This is a genomic window from Streptomyces sp. NPDC037401 (genome assembly GCF_055602345.1).
In genome coordinates this window covers 149,694-165,703 of record NZ_JBVJWO010000007.1, presented here as the reverse complement: position 1 = coordinate 165,703, position 16,010 = coordinate 149,694, and the positions used below count along the sequence as shown (strand labels likewise).

Below are 16,010 nucleotides of genomic sequence, written 5' to 3'. Positions count from 1 at the left end.
CCTGCCGCAGCAGCGGACCCCCCCCCCCCCCCCCCCCCCCCCCCCCCACAACAACCCCCCCCCCCCCCCCCCGCTCCCCCCCCCCGCTTCTCGTTGTGCGGTCGTCCGAGCGGACGCCGGGAGCGCTGCGGTACCCTGGCGCCATGCGTGCCGTACGCCTTCTGCTTACCGAGCCGCGCTGATCAGTCCCGGCTGGCCACCGATGTGGTGAGCGCAGCCGGCATCGGCGCGGCGTCCCCTCCTGTGCGAGGGGTTTTTTCGTTTGGGCAGGCAGAGACGGCAGAGACGATCGATGGAGCTTCAGGAATCATGAGCGAGACGAACACCCCGGCCCCCGAGGCGGCCGAGGCGCACCGTTACACGGCTGCCATGGCCGCCGACATCGAGGCACGCTGGCAGGACGTCTGGGACGCGCAGGGGACGTACGAGGCCCCGAACCCGACCGGCGACCTGGCGGGCGACCCCGCGGTCGTCGCACGGCCCAAGAAGTTCATCATGGACATGTTCCCGTACCCGTCCGGTGCGGGACTGCACGTCGGTCACCCGCTCGGGTACATCGCCACCGACGTGTTCGCCCGCCACCAGCGGATGACCGGCCACAACGTCCTGCACACCCTGGGCTTCGACGCCTTCGGCCTGCCCGCCGAGCAGTACGCCGTGCAGACCGGCACGCACCCCCGCGTGTCGACCGAGGCGAACATCGAGAACATGAAGGTCCAGCTGCGCCGGCTGGGTCTGGGCCACGACCGCCGCCGCTCCTTCGCGACGATCGACCCGGACTACTACAAGTGGACGCAGTGGATCTTCCTGCAGATCTACAACTCCTGGTACGACGCGGACGCGAAGAAGGCCCGCCCCATCGCCGAGCTGGTGTCCGCCTTCGAGGCCGGCACCCGCGAGGTGCCGGGCGGCCGTGCCTGGGAGGCCCTGAGCGCCGCCGAGCGCGCCGAGGTCCTGGGCGCGTACCGCCTGGCCTACTCCTCCGACGCGCCCGTCAACTGGTGCCCCGGGCTGGGCACCGTACTGGCCAACGAGGAAGTCACCGCCGACGGCCGTTCCGAGCGCGGCAACTTCCCCGTCTTCAAGGCGCGGCTGAGCCAGTGGAACATGCGCATCACCGCGTACGCCGACCGGCTGCTGGACGACCTGGACGCGCTGGACTGGCCCGACGCCATCAAGCTGCAGCAGCGCAACTGGATCGGGCGCAGCGAAGGCGCCCGGGTCGACTTCGCCCTGGGCGACGAGGCCGTCACCGTATTCACCACCCGCCCGGACACGCTGTTCGGCGCGACCTACATGGTCCTGGCGCCGGAGCACCCGCTGGTGGAGAAGTTCATCCCGGCCGCCTGGCCCGAGGGCACCCACGAGGCGTGGACCGGCGGGCACGCCACCCCGGCCGAGGCCGTCGCGGCGTACCGCGCCTTCTCCGCCGCCAAGTCGGACGTCGAGCGGCAGGCCGACGCCAAGGAGAAGACGGGCGTCTTCACCGGCGAGTACGCCGTCAACCCGGTCAGCGGCGACAAGGTCCCCGTCTTCATCGCCGACTACGTCCTGATGGGCTACGGCACCGGCGCGATCATGGCGGTGCCGGCGCACGACAGCCGCGACTTCGAGTTCGCGCGCGCCTTCGAGCTGCCCATGCGCTGTGTCGTGCAGCCCTCCGACGACCGCGGCACCGACCCGTCGTCGTGGGACGAGGCATTCGTCTCGCACGACGCGAAGCTGGTGAACTCCACCGGCGCCGGGATCTCCCTGGACGGCCTGGGCGTCGTCGACGCCAAGGCCGCCATCACCTCCTGGCTGGAGGAGCGGGGCATCGGCGCGGGCACGGTCAACTTCCGTCTGCGCGACTGGCTGTTCAGCCGCCAGCGCTACTGGGGCGAGCCCTTCCCGATCGTCTACGACGAGGACGGCGTCGCGCACCCGCTGCCCGAGTCGATGCTGCCCCTGGAGCTGCCGGAGGTCGACGACTACTCGCCGCGCACCTTCGAGCCCGACGACGCCACGTCCCAGCCGGAGACCCCGCTGTCGCGCCGTGAGGACTGGGTCAACGTCGACCTGGACCTGGGCGACGGGCGCGGTGTCCGCCGCTACCGCCGCGAGACCAACACCATGCCCAACTGGGCGGGTTCCTGCTGGTACGAGCTGCGCTACCTGGACCCGCACAACGCGGACCGCCTGGTGGACCCGGAGATCGAGCAGTACTGGATGGGGCCGCGCGAGGGCGCGCCGCACGGCGGCGTCGACCTGTACGTCGGCGGCGCCGAGCACGCGGTGCTGCACCTGCTGTACGCGCGCTTCTGGTCGAAGGTGCTGTTCGACCTGGGCCACGTCTCCTCGGCGGAGCCGTTCCACAAGCTGTTCAACCAGGGCATGATCCAGGCCTACGCCTACACCGACGAGCGGGGCGTGTACGTCCCGGCCGCCGAGGTCGAGGAGCGCGACGGCGCGTACTTCTACGAGGACAAGCCGGTCAAGCGCGAGCACGGCAAGATGGGCAAGTCCCTGAAGAACGCCGTCACGCCGGACGAGATCTGCTCGGAGTACGGCGCCGACACGCTGCGCCTGTACGAGATGGCGATGGGTCCGCTGGACGTCTCGCGCCCGTGGGACACCCGGGCCGTGGTCGGCCAGTACCGGCTGCTGCAGCGCCTGTGGCGCAACATCGTCGACGAGGAGACCGGCGCGGTCACCGTCGTGGACGCGGAGCCGGGCGAGGACACGCTGCGCGCCCTGCACAAGGCGATCGACGGGGCCGGCGCGGACCTGGCCGCCCTGCGCTTCAACACGGCGATCGCGAAGATCACCGAGCTGAACAACTTCCTGACGAAGGCGGGCCGGCCGCTGGAGCGCTCGGTGGCGGAGCGGCTGGTGCTGCTGGTCGCGCCGCTAGCCCCGCACATCGCGGAGGAGCTGTGGCACCGGCTGGGCCACACCGACTCGGTGGTCCACCAGGACTTCCCCGTCGCGGACCCGGCGTACGTCGTCGACGAGACCGTCACCTGCGTGGTGCAGGTCAAGGGCAAGGTGAAGGCCCGCCTGGAGGTGTCGCCGTCGATCTCGGAGGGTGACCTGGAGAAGCTGGCGGTGTCCGACCCGGGAGTGGTCGCGGCACTGGGCGGCGCGGAGATCCGCAAGGTGATCGTGCGCGCGCCGAAGCTGGTCAACATCGTCATCTGACGGCCGCGGCGCGAGTAGGGGACATCCCGTACGGGCAGGTTGGGGGTTCGATTGGAACCCTCGGCCTGCCCGCGCCGTTTACGGTTGAGGTATGCCGAGCAGGCAGAGCACGTAGGGAAGCACCGGGGAAGGGGCTCTCATGGAGGCCGCGTTGATCATCTTCGCGCTGATGCTGTTCGCCTTCTTGGGCCTGGGGGTGTACGTGACGGCCAAGGTGATCGGGGCAGCGAAGCGCGGCGTCGACCGGACGATCACGCAGGCGCGCAGGACCGTCGAGGACACCACGCTGAAGGCCAAGAGCTTCGGCCAGATCGGTGTCGGCAGCACGCTCGCCCAGCTGCGGCTGGACCTGCGGACGTCGATGAGGGCGACCCAGGAGGCGCTTCAGCAGGGCGTTCAGCAGGACGCCTCGCTGCGGGAGACCATCGGGCTGTTCGAGCGGCTCAGCGCCCACGGCCACGAGCTGGACGGGGACCTCAAGCGCCTGGAGACCGAGCCCGACAAGGCCAGGGTCACGGCGCTGCTCCCGGAGCTCAAGGAGCGCACCGAGCGCATCACGCAGGCCGCGGACTCGCTGCGCTGGGCGGCCCGCGACCGGGCCCGCACCTTCGCCGCCGACGACCTGGACGGCCTGACGGCCGAGATCGAGATGGAATCGGGCGCACTGCGCGACTGGTCCAAGGACCGCCTGGACGACCTCGGCACCTGGGAGCCCCAGCCCGCCGCCCCGTCTGCGCCGCCGGCATCTCCTTCCCCGACCCCGCCGAAGGCCGTGACCCCCCCGACCCAGCAGTGGACCACCACCTACCCCTGGGAAAAGTCCCCCCGCCCCGAAAACACCCCTTGATCCGGGTACAACCCGGCCTGGCCGGGCTCGTGACCCCGGTACGGAGCAGCCTCGCCGGCGTTTGAGGCGCGGGGTCCGGGGCGGAGCCCCGGGGTGCGGGGGCGGAGCCCCTGCGAGCCGGTCCGGGGCGCAGCCCCGACGGGGTCCGGGCCGGGCCCGGTTCCGGGAAGGTGCGGGGTGGGGAGACACTCCCCGAGCCCCGCGCAGCGGACCGGGCTGCCGCGAACGCCCCGCTCCCGGTAACCTCCCGCTCATGTCCCGCCATGTCGCGATCGTCACCGATTCCACGGCCTACCTGCCCCAACCGGCGATCCGGCGGCACGGAATCACCTCCGTCCCCCTCACCGTCGTCCTCGGCGACGAGGCCCTCGAAGAAGGCACCGAGATCTCGGCGCGCTCCCTGGCCCTCGCCCTCCAGAAGCGCCGCCCCGTGACGACGTCCCGCCCCAGCCCCGAGGATTTCGTCCGCGCCTACCAGGCGGCCGCCGACGCCGGAGCCGCCGGAATCGTCTCCCTCCACCTGTCCGCCGAGTTCTCCGGGACCTACGACGCCGCCTGCGTCGCGGCCAGGACGGCCCCCGTGCCCGTACGGGTCGTGGACACCGGCATGGTCGCCATGGCGCTCGGCTTCTGCGCACTGGCCGCGGCCGAGGCCGCGGAGGCCGGCGGCTCCGTGGACGAGACGGTGGCCGCCGCCGAGAAGCGGGCCTCGGGCATGTCCGCCTTCTTCTACGTCGATACGCTCGACTACCTCCGCCGCGGCGGCCGCATCGGCGCCGCGCAGGCCCTCCTCGGCTCTGCCCTCGCCGTGAAGCCGCTGCTCCAGCTGGAGGGCGGCCGGATCGAGATGCTCGAGAAGGTGCGGACCGCTTCCAAGGCCATCGCGCGGCTGGAAGAGCTCGCCGTGGAGCGGGCAGGGGCCGCCGCCGTGGACATCGCGGTGCACCACCTGGCGGCTCCGGAACGTGCCGAGCGGCTGGCCGAGCGGCTGCGCGAGCGCGTACCCGGACTGGTCGAGCTGCACGTCAGCGAGGTGGGCGCGGTCATCGGTGCGCACACCGGTCCCGGTCTGCTCGCCGCCGTCATCTCGCCGCGGTAGCCGGAACGGGTGACCGAGTTGTCCACAACGGCTCCGTCATCCACGGAAATCGTGCGGTTGAAGCAGTAACTTTCCCGGCTGCCTACCGTCTGGGGCATGACTCTCCGACAGCCCCGCACCTCGCGTACGTCCCGCACCTCGCGTACGTCCCGCACCTCGCGCAGGCCCGCCACGAGCGGGCCGGGCCGTGGTCCCGCCTCCGACGGCCGGCTCCGGCACCGGCGCGGTCCGGATCCCGTCGCCGTCAGGCTGCGGGCCCAGGCCCTGCTGGCCGGTACGCCCCCGGGCGCGCACGGGTCGGGACCGCCCGCAGCACTCCAGGCCGCCCCGCCCGCCCTTCCCTCGCCTCCGTCCGGCCCGTCGCCTTCGGCTGCGCCGCCCGACCAGCCTCCGGAGCCTCCTGCGGCGCCTCCCCCGTCCTCCGCCCGGCTGGCCTTGCAGGAACGGCTGCCGGTGTGGCTCCAGCCGAGCTGCGGATTCGAGCTGCGGACCGTGGCAGCCGTCGTGGTCGTCCTCGTCATCGCCGTCGGCTTCGCGGTACAGCACTTCTGGTCGGGGCGGCCGCGGCCCGTCACCGCGCCCGAGGTGGTGGTAGCGGGAGCTGCGGCCACGCCACCGGCAGCCGCGCGGATCGTCGTGGACGTGTCCGGAAAGGTCCGCGACCCGGGTGTCCGGCGACTGCCCGCGGGGTCGCGGGTGGAGGACGCGCTGGCGGCGGCGGGCGGGGTACGGCCGGGGGCGGACACCAGCGGGCTCAACCGGGCCCGGGTGCTCGTGGACGGCGAACACGTGGTGGTCGGCGTCCCGGCACCCGCACCGGGGGCAGCCGGGGTGGGCGGCGTACCCGTCGCACCTGGCGCACCCGGCGGGCCGCCGGGCCGGACCGCGCCGCTGAGCCTCAGCGCCGCCACGGTGGAACAGCTCGACGCCCTCCCCGGCGTCGGACCGGTCCTCGCCCGTCACATCGTCGAGTTCCGCACCGCGCGCGGCGGCTTCCGCTCCGTCGAGGACCTGCGGCAGGTCGACGGCATCGGTGAGCGCAGATTCGCCGAACTCCGCCCTCTGGTACTGCCGTGAGCCGGGCTCGGGGCCCGGCTGGGGCGGCGGGTCCGCCGACCGGCTCGACCGGCTCGACCGGGTCCAGCGGTCCCGCCGGGCCGGACGGCGCGGGACCGGCCGACCTGCGGCTGGTCCCGCCCGCCCTCGCGGCCTGGGGCGCGGCCGCCCTCGCCCTCGCTATCCCGGGAGGCTGGACCGCGGCCGGGGCGGCAGGGTGCACGCTCCTCGCCGGAGGGCTCCTGGCCCTGGCCGCCGCCGGGCGGGCCCGCAGACTCGGGATCGCCGCGGCCGCCGCCCTGCTGTGCGCCGCTGCGGGAGCCGGGGTCGCCGGCCTCCATGCGGCGCAGGCCCGCGGCGGGCCGGTGGCGGCGCTCGCCGACGAGCACGCCCGGGTGACCGCGGAGCTGACCGTGGCCTCGGACCCCCGGCGCACCCGCAGCGGCCCCCCGGCCGTACTGGTCGACGCCGTGGTGACGCGGGTGACCGCACCCGGCGGTGCCGCGACCGCCACCCGCACCCCGGTCCTGGTGCTGGCGCGGCACGAGGACTGGGCGCGGCTGCTGCCGTCGGCCCGGGTCCGGGTGACCGCCCGGCTCGCCCCGCCCCGGCACGCGGCGGACCGGGCCGCGGCCGTGGTCAAGGTCGCGGGCAGCCGCCCGCCCGAGGTGCTCGCCGGACCCGACGGGCTCCAGCGCATCGCGGGCGGCCTGCGCGCGGGGCTGCGGGAGGCCACCGAAGGGCTGGCGCCCGACGCCCGCGCCCTGTTGCCGGGACTGGTGGTCGGGGACACCTCCCGGGTGCCCGCGGACCTGCACGAGGCCTTCCTCGCCACCGACCTGGTGCATCTGCTGGCCGTGTCCGGGTCCAACCTGACGATCGTGCTGTTCCTGCTCATCGGGCCGCCGGGCACGGCGCTGCGCGCGGAGCGGGGCGGGCTGGCACCGCGCGTGGGGCTGTCGCTGCGGGGCACCGCGCTGTGCGGAGCCGCCCTGATCCTCGCGTTCGTCCTCGTGTGCAGGCCCGAGCCGAGCGTGCTGCGCGCCGCCGCGTGCGGGGCCGTCACCCTCCTGGCGATCGGCACGGGCCGCCGCCGATCCCTGATCCCGGCCCTCGCGGCAGCCGTCCTGATGCTGGTGCTCTACGACCCGTGGCTCGCCCGGAGCCACGGATTCCTGCTGTCGGTCCTCGCCACGGGCGCGCTGCTCACCCTCGGCCCGCGGTGGAGCGCCGCGCTCCAGCGCCGCGGGATGCGGCCCCGGCTCGCCGAGCCGCTGGCCGCGGCCGCTGCGGCGCAGGCCGTGTGCGCGCCGGTGGTGGCGGTACTGGCCGCCCGGGTGAGCCTGGTGGCCGTGCCGTGCAACCTGCTGGCCGAGCTGGCCGCGGGCCCCGCGACGGTGCTCGGGTTCGCCGCGCTCGCCGCGGCCGCGGTGTGGATGCCGGCCGCCCAGGTCCTGGCCTGGTGCGCCGGGGTGCCCGCGGGCTGGATCGCGTCCGTGGCCCGCACCGGGGCCGGGCTGCCCGGAGCGGAGGTGCACTGGCCGGGCGGGCCGGCCGGCGGGCTGCTGCTGGCCCTGGCCACCCTCGGTTCCGTCCTGCTGACCGCCCGGCTGGCCCGGCACCGCACGGCGTTCGCGGCGGTGGCCCTGGCCGTGGCGCTCGTACTGGTCCTCGCCGTGCTGCGTCCGGCGCCGCTGACCCGGGTCCTGGCGGGCTGGCCGCCCCCGGACTGGCGGTACGTGCAGTGTGCGGTGGGCCAGGGCGACGCGGGGGTGCTGGCCGCGGGCCCCGGTACGGCGGTCGTGGTCGACGCGGGACCCGAGCCCGGTCCGGTCGACCGCTGTCTGAGCCTCCTGGGGGTCTCGCGCGTTCCGCTGCTCCTGCTGACGCACTTTCACCAGGACCACGTCGGCGGGCTCGCCGGGGTGCTGCGGGGCCGTTCGGTCGGGCTGATCCAGACCAGCCCCCTCGAAGAGCCCCGGGGACAGGCCCGGTCGGTCCGGCGCACGGCAGCCGCAGCGGGAGTGCCGCTCGTGCCGGCCGTGGCGGGGGAGCGGCGCCGGAGCGGACCGCTGGAGTGGCAGGTCCTGTGGCCGCAGGCGGACCGGCTGCTGCCGGGCGGCGGGCCGAACGACGCCAGTGTCGCCTTGCTCGCCCGGGTGGCGGGGCTGAGCCTGCTGCTCCTCGGGGACCTCGAACCGCCCGCCCAGGAAGCGCTGCTGAGGGAACGTCCGGAACTGGGCCCGGTGGACGTGCTCAAGGTCGCCCACCACGGCTCCCCGCACCAGGACCCGGGGCTGTCCGCCCGGGTCCGCCCCCGGCTCGCCCTGATCCCGGTCGGCGCGGAGAACCGCTACGGCCATCCGGCGCCGCGAACGGTCCGCCTGCTGAAGGGAGTCGGGGCGGTGGTGCTGCGCACGGACACCGACGGGTCGGTCGCCGTCACGGGGGCGGGGCCGCAGCTGCGGGCGTTCCCGGCGGGACGGCGCAGGCCGCCCTCACGGGCACCCGGGCAGGGCGGTCCTTACAAAGGACGTCGGGTACCTGCCCGGCCATTCCGGGTTCGACCATTCTGTTTGCCCCGAACCCGACAGCATGATCGAATGCGTCTTCGCCAGAGGGGCCCGATTACAGACAGCACGGGGGTGCATCAACCATGTTCGGTCGCCGGCGGGGGAATGAGACGGCCGGAAGTTCGCATACCGACCAGACACCGGCCGTTCCGCCCGAAGCGGGAGTGCTGAGCTGTCGGGTCCTGGACCAGTTCCACCAGCCCGTCCGCCAGGCGCGGTTCGAGGTCACGGACCTGATCGGCCGCCGCATCGTCAGCGGTGAGACCGATCCGTACGGCGGGTTCACCGTGACGGTGCCGGAGGGCGAGTACCGCTTCGCCGTCACGGCCGAGGGCTTCGCGCCGTACCACGCGGCCACCCACGTCTCGGCGGACTCCGGTCCGGCGTCCGGGGACATCCTGCTGGAGGCCGTCGACCCGCCACTGCTGCCCGCACCGGGCCACTGGGAGGTGGAACCGACGCACTCCTCCATCGCCTTCACGGCACGTCACATCGGACTGGCCCGGATCCGCGGCCGGTTCAACACCTTCGCCGGGGCCGTCCGGATCGCCGACCGCATGGAGGACTCCTCCATGCACGTGATCATCGACGCCGGGAGCATCGACACCGGTGTGCGGATGCGGGACGACCACCTGCGCTCCGGCGACTTCCTGGACGCGGCCCGCCACCCGACGATCGAGTTCTACAGCGAGCGGTTCATCCACCGCGGCGGCAGCCGCTGGGCGGTGGCGGGCGCCCTGACCCTGCACGGCGTGAGCCGGTCCGTCACCCTCGACACCCAGTACCTGGGCACCGGCACCGGGCTGGAGGGCGAGGCGCGGGCCGCCTGCCGGGCGACCACCGAGCTGCACCGCGAGGACTTCACCCTGACCTGGCAGTCCCTGCTGGCCCACGGCATCGCCGCCATCGGGTCGAGCATCGACGTGACGCTCGACGTACAGATAGTCCACAAGAACTGAACGGGCAGCCGGCCGCCGCTACGGGGCCTCCAGCCAGCCCTCGTGCTCCGCGGCGAGAGCGTCCAGCGCCGCGGGGTCCAGGCGGGCCTCCGGGTCCTCCACGACGACCAGCCACTGGGCGTCCTCGGCATCGTCCTCGCCGGCCAGGGCGTCCCTGACGAGCTGGGGTTCCTCGGCGACCGCGAAGCTGTCCGAGAGCTCCTGCGCCACGTCTTCCGCGGCATCGCGGTCCGGCAGTACCAGTACATGTCGTGCGTTCACGGCGCCCATTCTCGTGCATGGCCGCGACGGCGTTTTCTTGCGCTGTCAGTGGGGCGTGGGATGCTGGACCGCGATGGCCACCAGGAAGAACCCCACCGACGATCCGCTCGCCCCGCTCACCCTCGCGGTGGGTCAGGAGGAGCTGCTGCTCGACCGCGTCGTACGGGAGGTGGTGGCGGCCGCCCGGGCCGCCGACGCCGACACCGACGTGCGCGACCTCGCCCCCGAGCAGCTCCAGCCCGGCACGATGGCCGAGCTGACCAGTCCCTCGCTCTTCGCCGAGCGCAAGGTCGTCGTCGTCCGCAATGCCCAGGACCTCTCCGCCGACACGATCAAGGACGTCAAGGCGTACCTCGACGCCCCGGTGGAGGAGATCACGCTCGTCCTGCTGCACGCGGGCGGGGCCAAGGGCAAGGGCCTGCTGGACGCCGCCCGCAAGGCGGGTGCGCGCGAGGTGGCCTGCCCGAAGATGACGAAGGCGGCCGACCGGCTGGCCTTCGTGCGGGGCGAATTCCGCGTCCTCGGCCGTTCCGCGACCCCCGCGGCGACCGAGGCGCTCGTGGACGCCATCGGCAGCGACCTGCGCGAGCTCGCCAGCGCGGTGACCCAGCTGTGCGCCGACGTCGAGGGCACCATCGACGAGACCGTGGTGGGCCGCTACTACACCGGCCGCGCCGAGGCCTCCAGCTTCACCGTGGCCGACCGGGCCGTCGAGGGCCGGGCCGCGGACGCCCTCGAGGCGCTGCGCCTGTCCCTCTCCACGGGAGTCGCGCCGGTGCTGATCACCAGCGCGCTGGCGCAGGGAGTACGGGCCATCGGCAAGCTCGCCTCCGCCCCGCGCGGCGCCCGGCCGGGCGATCTGGCCCGGGACCTCGGCATGCCGCCGTGGAAGATCGACCGGGTCCGGCAGCAGATGCGCGGCTGGTCCGCGGACGGGGTGTCCGAGGCCCTGCGCGCGATCGCGGAGGCCGACGCCGGGGTCAAGGGCGGCGGAGACGACCCCGAGTACGCACTGGAGAAGGCCGTCGTGGCCGTGGCCCGCGCCGCCCGCCCGGCCCGCCGCGACCAGTACTGACCTGCTGCGACCAGTGACCCGCCGCGACGAGTACCGACCCGCCGCGACGGGCACGGCACCGCGTCCGGGCCCGCCGACGGTCAGCCCTGGGTGTCCTGGGGGCGGGCGTCGACCTCGCGGAGACGGCGGTCGGTGAGCTGCTCACGGGCCTCCGTGCGGTGGGCCCGGGCGATGTAGTCCCGCACGACGGCCTCGACCGCGTCCTGCGGGGATCCGACCCCCGCCAGGACCATCACCTCCACCACCAGCTCCGCGTCCAGGCTGATGTTCACCTTGGCCTGCTTGGCCTGCTTGGCAGACTCGCTCATGCGTCCCCCTCTCGTCCGGGCCTGGACTCTAGCTGCCCGGTGATCAGGGCGCCGGGAAACGCCGAAGGCCCCGGTCCCGTCCTGGGGAAGGACGGGACCGGGGCCTTCGGTGCACGCTTTGTGCCCCACACCCGCGTGGCGAACGCAGGCCGCGTGTGGGGCGGGGTGCCGGTCAGGAGCGGAAGAGAGGGCCCGCTGGGTCCTTCCCGGCTTTCACATCGAGTAGCTCAGCCCTGAAGGGGGGCAACCTTGGCAGCCAGCGCCGACTTCTTGTTGGCGGCGGCGTTCTTGTGGATGACACCCTTGGAAACGGCCTTGTCCAGCTTCCGCGCGGCGGCACGAGTCGCCTCGGTGGCCTTGGCGGCGTCACCGGCGGCGATGGCCTCGTTGGCCTTGCGGATGAAGGTCTTGAGCTCGGACTTGACGGACTTGTTGCGAAGGCGGGCCTTCTCGTTCGTCTTGTTCCGCTTGATCTGGGACTTGATGTTCGCCACGAAAGAGCCTTTTCAGGTTCAGAGGTTGATCTTCGGATTGTGTCCCGCAGCTGAGAGGGCACACGAGACACAGCTGCCCAGGCTACCAGGCGCGCTCGGACCGGCCCAAACCGAGCACAGTCGCGCAGCCATGGGACCATGGGAGCCTGCGTATCCATGCGACATCGCCCGAGAATCAGGAACTTGCGTGCCCGCGATCCCCAGCCACGTGCCCGAGCCGAGCCGTACCGACCCGGCGCTGATCCGCAATTTCTGCATCATCGCGCACATCGACCACGGTAAGTCGACGCTCGCCGACCGGATGCTCCAGCTCACCGGTGTCGTCGACCAGCGGCAGATGCGAGCCCAGTATCTCGACCGTATGGACATCGAGCGCGAGCGCGGCATCACGATCAAGTCCCAGGCGGTCCGGCTGCCCTGGGCCCCGACCGAGGGGGAGGGGCAGGGCAAGACCCACATCCTCAACATGATCGACACCCCGGGCCACGTCGACTTCACCTACGAGGTGTCCCGGTCGCTCGCGGCCTGCGAGGGCACCATCCTGCTGGTCGACGCGGCCCAGGGCATCGAGGCCCAGACCCTCGCCAACCTGTACCTGGCGATGGAGAACGACCTCGCGATCGTCCCCGTCCTGAACAAGATCGACCTGCCGGCCGCCCAGCCGGAGAAGTTCGCCGAGGAGCTGGCGAACCTGGTCGGCTGCCAGCCCGAGGACGTCCTGCGCGTCTCCGCGAAGACCGGTCTCGGCGTCGACGCCCTGCTCGACAAGGTCGTCGCCACCGTCCCGGCCCCGGTCGGCGTCAAGGACGCCCCGGCCCGCGCGATGATCTTCGACTCGGTCTACGACTCGTACCGCGGTGTCGTGACGTACGTACGTGTGGTCGACGGCCAGCTCAACAAGCGCGAGCGCATCCGCATGATGTCCACCGGCGCGACCCACGAGCTGCTGGAGATCGGCGTCTCCTCCCCGGAGATGACCCCGGCCGACGGCATCGGCGTCGGCGAGGTGGGCTACATCATCACCGGCGTGAAGGACGTCCGTCAGTCCAAGGTCGGTGACACCATCACCAGCCTGCACAACGGCGCGACCGAGGCCCTCGGCGGCTACAAGGACCCGAAGCCGATGGTCTTCTCCGGTCTGTACCCGCTCGACGGCTCGGACTACCCGGACCTGCGCGAGGCCCTGGACAAGCTGCAGCTCAACGACGCCGCGCTGGTCTACGAGCCGGAAACCTCGGCCGCGCTCGGCTTCGGCTTCCGCGTCGGCTTCCTCGGCCTGCTCCACCTGGACGTGGTGCGCGAGCGCCTGGAGCGCGAGTTCGGCCTCGACCTGATCGCCACCGCGCCGAACGTCGTCTACCGCGTCGTGATGGAAGACGGCAAGGAAGTCACCGTCACCAATCCGAGCGAGTTCCCCGAGGGCAAGATCTCGGACGTGTTTGAGCCGGTCGTGCGCGCCACGATCCTCGCGCCCAGCGAGTTCATCGGCTCGATCATGGAGCTCTGCCAGACCCGCCGCGGCACCCTCCTCGGGATGGACTACCTCTCCGAGGACCGCGTCGAGATCCGCTACACCCTCCCGCTCGCCGAGATCGTCTTCGACTTCTTCGACCAGCTGAAGTCCAAGACCCGCGGCTACGCCTCCCTCGACTACGAGCCCACCGGCGAGCAGGCCTCCAGCCTGGTCAAGGTCGACATCCTGCTGCACGGCGACAAGGTCGACGCCTTCTCCGCCGTCACGCACAAGGACGCCGCCTACGCCTACGGCGTCCGCCTGGTCGCCAAGCTGCGCGAGCTCATCCCGCGGCAGGCCTTCGAGGTGCCCATCCAGGCGGCCATCGGCTCCCGCGTCATCGCCCGCGAGACCATCCGCGCCATCCGCAAGGACGTCCTCGCCAAGTGCTACGGCGGTGACATCTCCCGTAAGCGGAAGCTGCTGGAGAAGCAGAAGGAAGGCAAGAAGCGCATGAAGATGGTCGGCTCCGTGGAGGTCCCGCAGGAGGCCTTCATCGCGGTGCTGTCCAGCGACGAATCCGGCGGCGCCAAGGGCAAGAAGTAGCCAGAACCAGCCTCCGGACAAGCAGTGACGTACGGGCCCCCATGCCGCAGCATGGGGGCCCGTTCGTTATAAAGCGGCCGCTCGCGGCCTCTTACGCACCGGGCGGACAGCCTCTAGCCTGATCACTGCTCGATGGTTACTCGCCAGTTAACCCACGTCTCACCGCGTGGTCCGGAGGATGTCGTGAGCGACACACAGACCTTGATCGAGAACCGCCCGCCCTCCGTGGCGGCCCTCTTCCTTGAGCGCGTCGCCGCCACCCCGGACGCGGAGGCATACCGGTTCCCCGTCCCCTCGGCCTCGGGCCAGGGGCCGGACGACTGGAAGTCGCTGAGCTGGGGACAGGCCGCGGAGCGCGTGTTCGCCGTCGCCGCCGGCCTGATCGACCTCGGCCTCGGGTCCGAGGACCGGGTCGCGCTGGCGTCCAACACGCGGGTGGAGTGGATCCTCGCCGACCTCGGCGTCATGTGCGCGGGCGGGGCGGTGACGACGATCTACCCGAGCACCAACGCCGAGGAGTCGGCGTTCATCCTCTCCGACTCCGCGAGCAGGGTGCTCATCGCCGAGGACGCCGCACAGCTCGCCAAGGCGCGCGAGCGCCGCGCCGACCTGCCGGGCCTCACCCACGTCGTGGTCATGGACCCGGCCGGTGCCGAGCCCGCCGAGGGCGACCCCGAGGGCTGGGTGCTCACCCTCGCCGACCTGGAGGCCCGCGGCAAGGAGTACCTCGCCAAGCACCCGGAGAGCGTGAAGGAGCGCATCGCCGGCATCACCTCCGGCCAGCTCGCCACCCTGATCTACACCTCCGGTACGACGGGCCGCCCCAAGGGCGTCCGCCTCCCGCACGACAACTGGTCGTACATGGCAAAGGCCATGGCCGCCACCGGCCTGATCGGTCCGGACGACGTCCAGTACCTGTGGCTGCCGCTCGCGCACGTCTTCGGCAAGGTCCTGACCTCCGGCCAGATCGAGGTCGGGCACGTCACCGCCGTCGACGGCCGCGTCGACAAGATCATCGAGAACCTGCCGGTGGTCCAGCCGACCTACATGGCCTCCGTCCCGCGCATCTTCGAGAAGGTCTACAACGGCGTCGCGGCCAAGGCGCGCGCCGCCGGCGGCGCCAAGTACAAGATCTTCCAGTGGGCCGCCGGGGTCGCCCGCGAGTACGCGAAGGTCTCGCAGGACAACTTCCGACGCACCGGCACCGCCTCGGCGCCCTTCGGCCTGACCGCCAAGCACAAGGTCGCCGACGCCCTCGTCTACTCCAAGCTGCGGGCGGCCTTCGGCGGCCGGCTGCGCGCCGCCGTCTCGGGCGCCTCGGGCCTGTCCCCCGAGATCGGCTACTTCTTCTCCGGCGCGGGCATCCACATCCTCGAGGGCTACGGCCTGACCGAGTCCAGCGCCGCCAGCTTCGTCAACCCGGGCGAGGCGTACCGCACCGGCACCGTCGGCAAGCCGCTCCCCGGCTGCGAGGTCCGCATCGCCGACGACGGCGAGATCCTGCTGCGCGGCCCCGGCATCATGGAGGGCTACCACGGCCTGCCGGAGAAGACCGCCGAGGTGCTGGAGTCCGACGGCTGGCTCCACACGGGCGACATCGGCGAGCTGTCCGCCGACGGCTACCTGAAGATCACCGACCGCAAGAAGGACCTGATCAAGACGTCGGGCGGCAAGTACGTCGCACCGGCCGAGGTCGAGGGCCAGTTCAAGGCGGTGTGCCCGTTCGTCTCGAACATCCTGGTGCACGGCGCCGACCGGAACTTCTGCACGGCCCTGATCGCGCTCGACGAGCCCGCCCTGCTGGCCTGGGCGAAGGACAACGGGCTCGAGGGCAAGTCGTACGCCGAGGTCGTGGCCGCCCCGCAGACCCGCGAGCTGATCCAGGGCTACGTCGACACCCTGAACGCCGGTCTCCAGCGCTGGCAGACGATCAAGAAGTTCGCGCTGCTGCCGCGTGACCTGGACGTCGAGCACGGCGAGCTGACCCCCAGCCTCAAGCTGAAGCGGCCGGCGGTCGAGCGCGAGTACAAGGCCCTCATCGACGAGATGTACACGGGCACCCGCGAGGCCTAGCCACCGCGGACGGTCCGGTGCCGCCG

The 16,010-nt window shown here is 72.5% G+C and carries 12 protein-coding genes; 9 read left to right on the top strand and 3 right to left on the bottom strand.

The annotated features are described in order from the left end of the window. Positions 1 to 309 precede the first annotated feature (309 nt). The 6 genes from leuS to ACZ7H1_RS09055 all read left to right on the top strand — a co-directional run bounded on the left by leuS (position 310) and on the right by ACZ7H1_RS09055 (position 9,714). Positions 310 to 3,180, top strand: coding sequence for a leucine--tRNA ligase (gene leuS, locus ACZ7H1_RS09080; protein ID WP_470785000.1), 2,871 nt, complete (start codon positions 310 to 312; stop codon positions 3,178 to 3,180). A 139-nt stretch (positions 3,181 to 3,319) separates the two neighbouring features. Further along, positions 3,320 to 4,027, top strand: a complete 708-nt coding sequence (locus ACZ7H1_RS09075) for a hypothetical protein (RefSeq protein ID WP_470784999.1) — start codon at positions 3,320 to 3,322, stop codon at positions 4,025 to 4,027. A 253-nt stretch (positions 4,028 to 4,280) separates the two neighbouring features. Next, positions 4,281 to 5,126: a DegV family protein gene (locus ACZ7H1_RS09070; RefSeq protein ID WP_470784997.1), complete on the top strand. Its 846-nt coding sequence runs from the start codon at positions 4,281 to 4,283 to the stop codon at positions 5,124 to 5,126. 96 nt (positions 5,127 to 5,222) lie between these two features. Then, positions 5,223 to 6,203, top strand: a complete 981-nt coding sequence (locus ACZ7H1_RS09065; RefSeq protein ID WP_470784996.1) for a ComEA family DNA-binding protein — start codon at positions 5,223 to 5,225, stop codon at positions 6,201 to 6,203. Beyond that, the gene (locus ACZ7H1_RS09060; RefSeq protein WP_470784994.1) at positions 6,200 to 8,926 is read left to right on the top strand and encodes a ComEC/Rec2 family competence protein; all 2,727 of its coding nucleotides are present in this window, start codon (positions 6,200 to 6,202) and stop codon (positions 8,924 to 8,926) included. Before ACZ7H1_RS09065 ends, ACZ7H1_RS09060 begins: the two co-directional genes overlap by 4 nt. Then, a complete protein-coding gene (locus tag ACZ7H1_RS09055; RefSeq protein WP_470784992.1) occupies positions 8,839 to 9,714 on the top strand; it encodes a YceI family protein in 876 nt (291 codons plus the stop codon). Before ACZ7H1_RS09060 ends, ACZ7H1_RS09055 begins: the two co-directional genes overlap by 88 nt. Positions 9,715 to 9,732: 18 nt before the next feature. Here ACZ7H1_RS09055 and ACZ7H1_RS09050 read toward each other — a convergent pair whose 3' ends face one another. Further along, positions 9,733 to 9,984 (bottom strand): hypothetical protein, encoded by a 252-nt coding sequence (locus tag ACZ7H1_RS09050; protein WP_470784991.1) that lies wholly within the window; start codon positions 9,982 to 9,984, stop codon positions 9,733 to 9,735. Positions 9,985 to 10,048: 64 nt separating this feature from the next. On the opposite strand from ACZ7H1_RS09050, the gene holA reads away from it, so the two are divergent. Next, on the top strand, positions 10,049 to 11,050 hold the full coding sequence (gene holA / locus ACZ7H1_RS09045; protein ID WP_470784989.1) for a DNA polymerase III subunit delta: 1,002 nt from the start codon (positions 10,049 to 10,051) through the stop codon (positions 11,048 to 11,050). A gap of 80 nt (positions 11,051 to 11,130) precedes the next feature. Here the strand turns inward: holA and ACZ7H1_RS09040 are convergent, their stop codons facing one another. Beyond that, positions 11,131 to 11,358 carry a type II toxin-antitoxin system VapB family antitoxin gene (locus ACZ7H1_RS09040; protein ID WP_470784987.1) on the bottom strand — a complete coding sequence of 76 codons (228 nt, stop codon included), beginning with the start codon at positions 11,356 to 11,358 and terminating at the stop codon, positions 11,131 to 11,133. Between the two features lie 227 nt (positions 11,359 to 11,585). Further along, on the bottom strand, positions 11,586 to 11,852 hold the full coding sequence (gene rpsT / locus ACZ7H1_RS09035; protein WP_470784985.1) for a 30S ribosomal protein S20: 267 nt from the start codon (positions 11,850 to 11,852) through the stop codon (positions 11,586 to 11,588). 187 nt (positions 11,853 to 12,039) lie between these two features. Here rpsT and lepA point away from each other — a divergent pair, with 187 nt between their 5' ends. Beyond that, positions 12,040 to 13,911: a translation elongation factor 4 gene (gene lepA / locus ACZ7H1_RS09030; RefSeq protein ID WP_470784983.1), complete on the top strand. Its 1,872-nt coding sequence runs from the start codon at positions 12,040 to 12,042 to the stop codon at positions 13,909 to 13,911. Positions 13,912 to 14,094: 183 nt separating this feature from the next. Further along, entirely contained in the window at positions 14,095 to 15,984 is a 1,890-nt protein-coding gene (locus ACZ7H1_RS09025) for an AMP-dependent synthetase/ligase (protein WP_470784981.1), read from the top strand. Positions 15,985 to 16,010: the final 26 nt, after the last annotated feature.

What these genes read in the sequence shown, in the direction of transcription:
- ACZ7H1_RS09075 (WP_470784999.1), top strand. Translation starts at nt 3,320, where the DNA reads ATGGAGGCCGCGTTGATCATCTTCGCGCTGATGCTGTTCGCCTTCTTG.
- ACZ7H1_RS09070 (WP_470784997.1), top strand. Translation starts at nt 4,281, where the DNA reads ATGTCCCGCCATGTCGCGATCGTCACCGATTCCACGGCCTACCTGCCC.
- ACZ7H1_RS09040 (WP_470784987.1), bottom strand. Translation starts at nt 11,358, where the DNA reads ATGAGCGAGTCTGCCAAGCAGGCCAAGCAGGCCAAGGTGAACATCAGC.
- ACZ7H1_RS09055 (WP_470784992.1), top strand. Translation starts at nt 8,839, where the DNA reads ATGTTCGGTCGCCGGCGGGGGAATGAGACGGCCGGAAGTTCGCATACC.
- ACZ7H1_RS09065 (WP_470784996.1), top strand. Translation starts at nt 5,223, where the DNA reads ATGACTCTCCGACAGCCCCGCACCTCGCGTACGTCCCGCACCTCGCGT.
- leuS (WP_470785000.1), top strand. Translation starts at nt 310, where the DNA reads ATGAGCGAGACGAACACCCCGGCCCCCGAGGCGGCCGAGGCGCACCGT.
- ACZ7H1_RS09050 (WP_470784991.1), bottom strand. Translation starts at nt 9,984, where the DNA reads ATGGGCGCCGTGAACGCACGACATGTACTGGTACTGCCGGACCGCGAT.
- holA (WP_470784989.1), top strand. Translation starts at nt 10,049, where the DNA reads ATGGCCACCAGGAAGAACCCCACCGACGATCCGCTCGCCCCGCTCACC.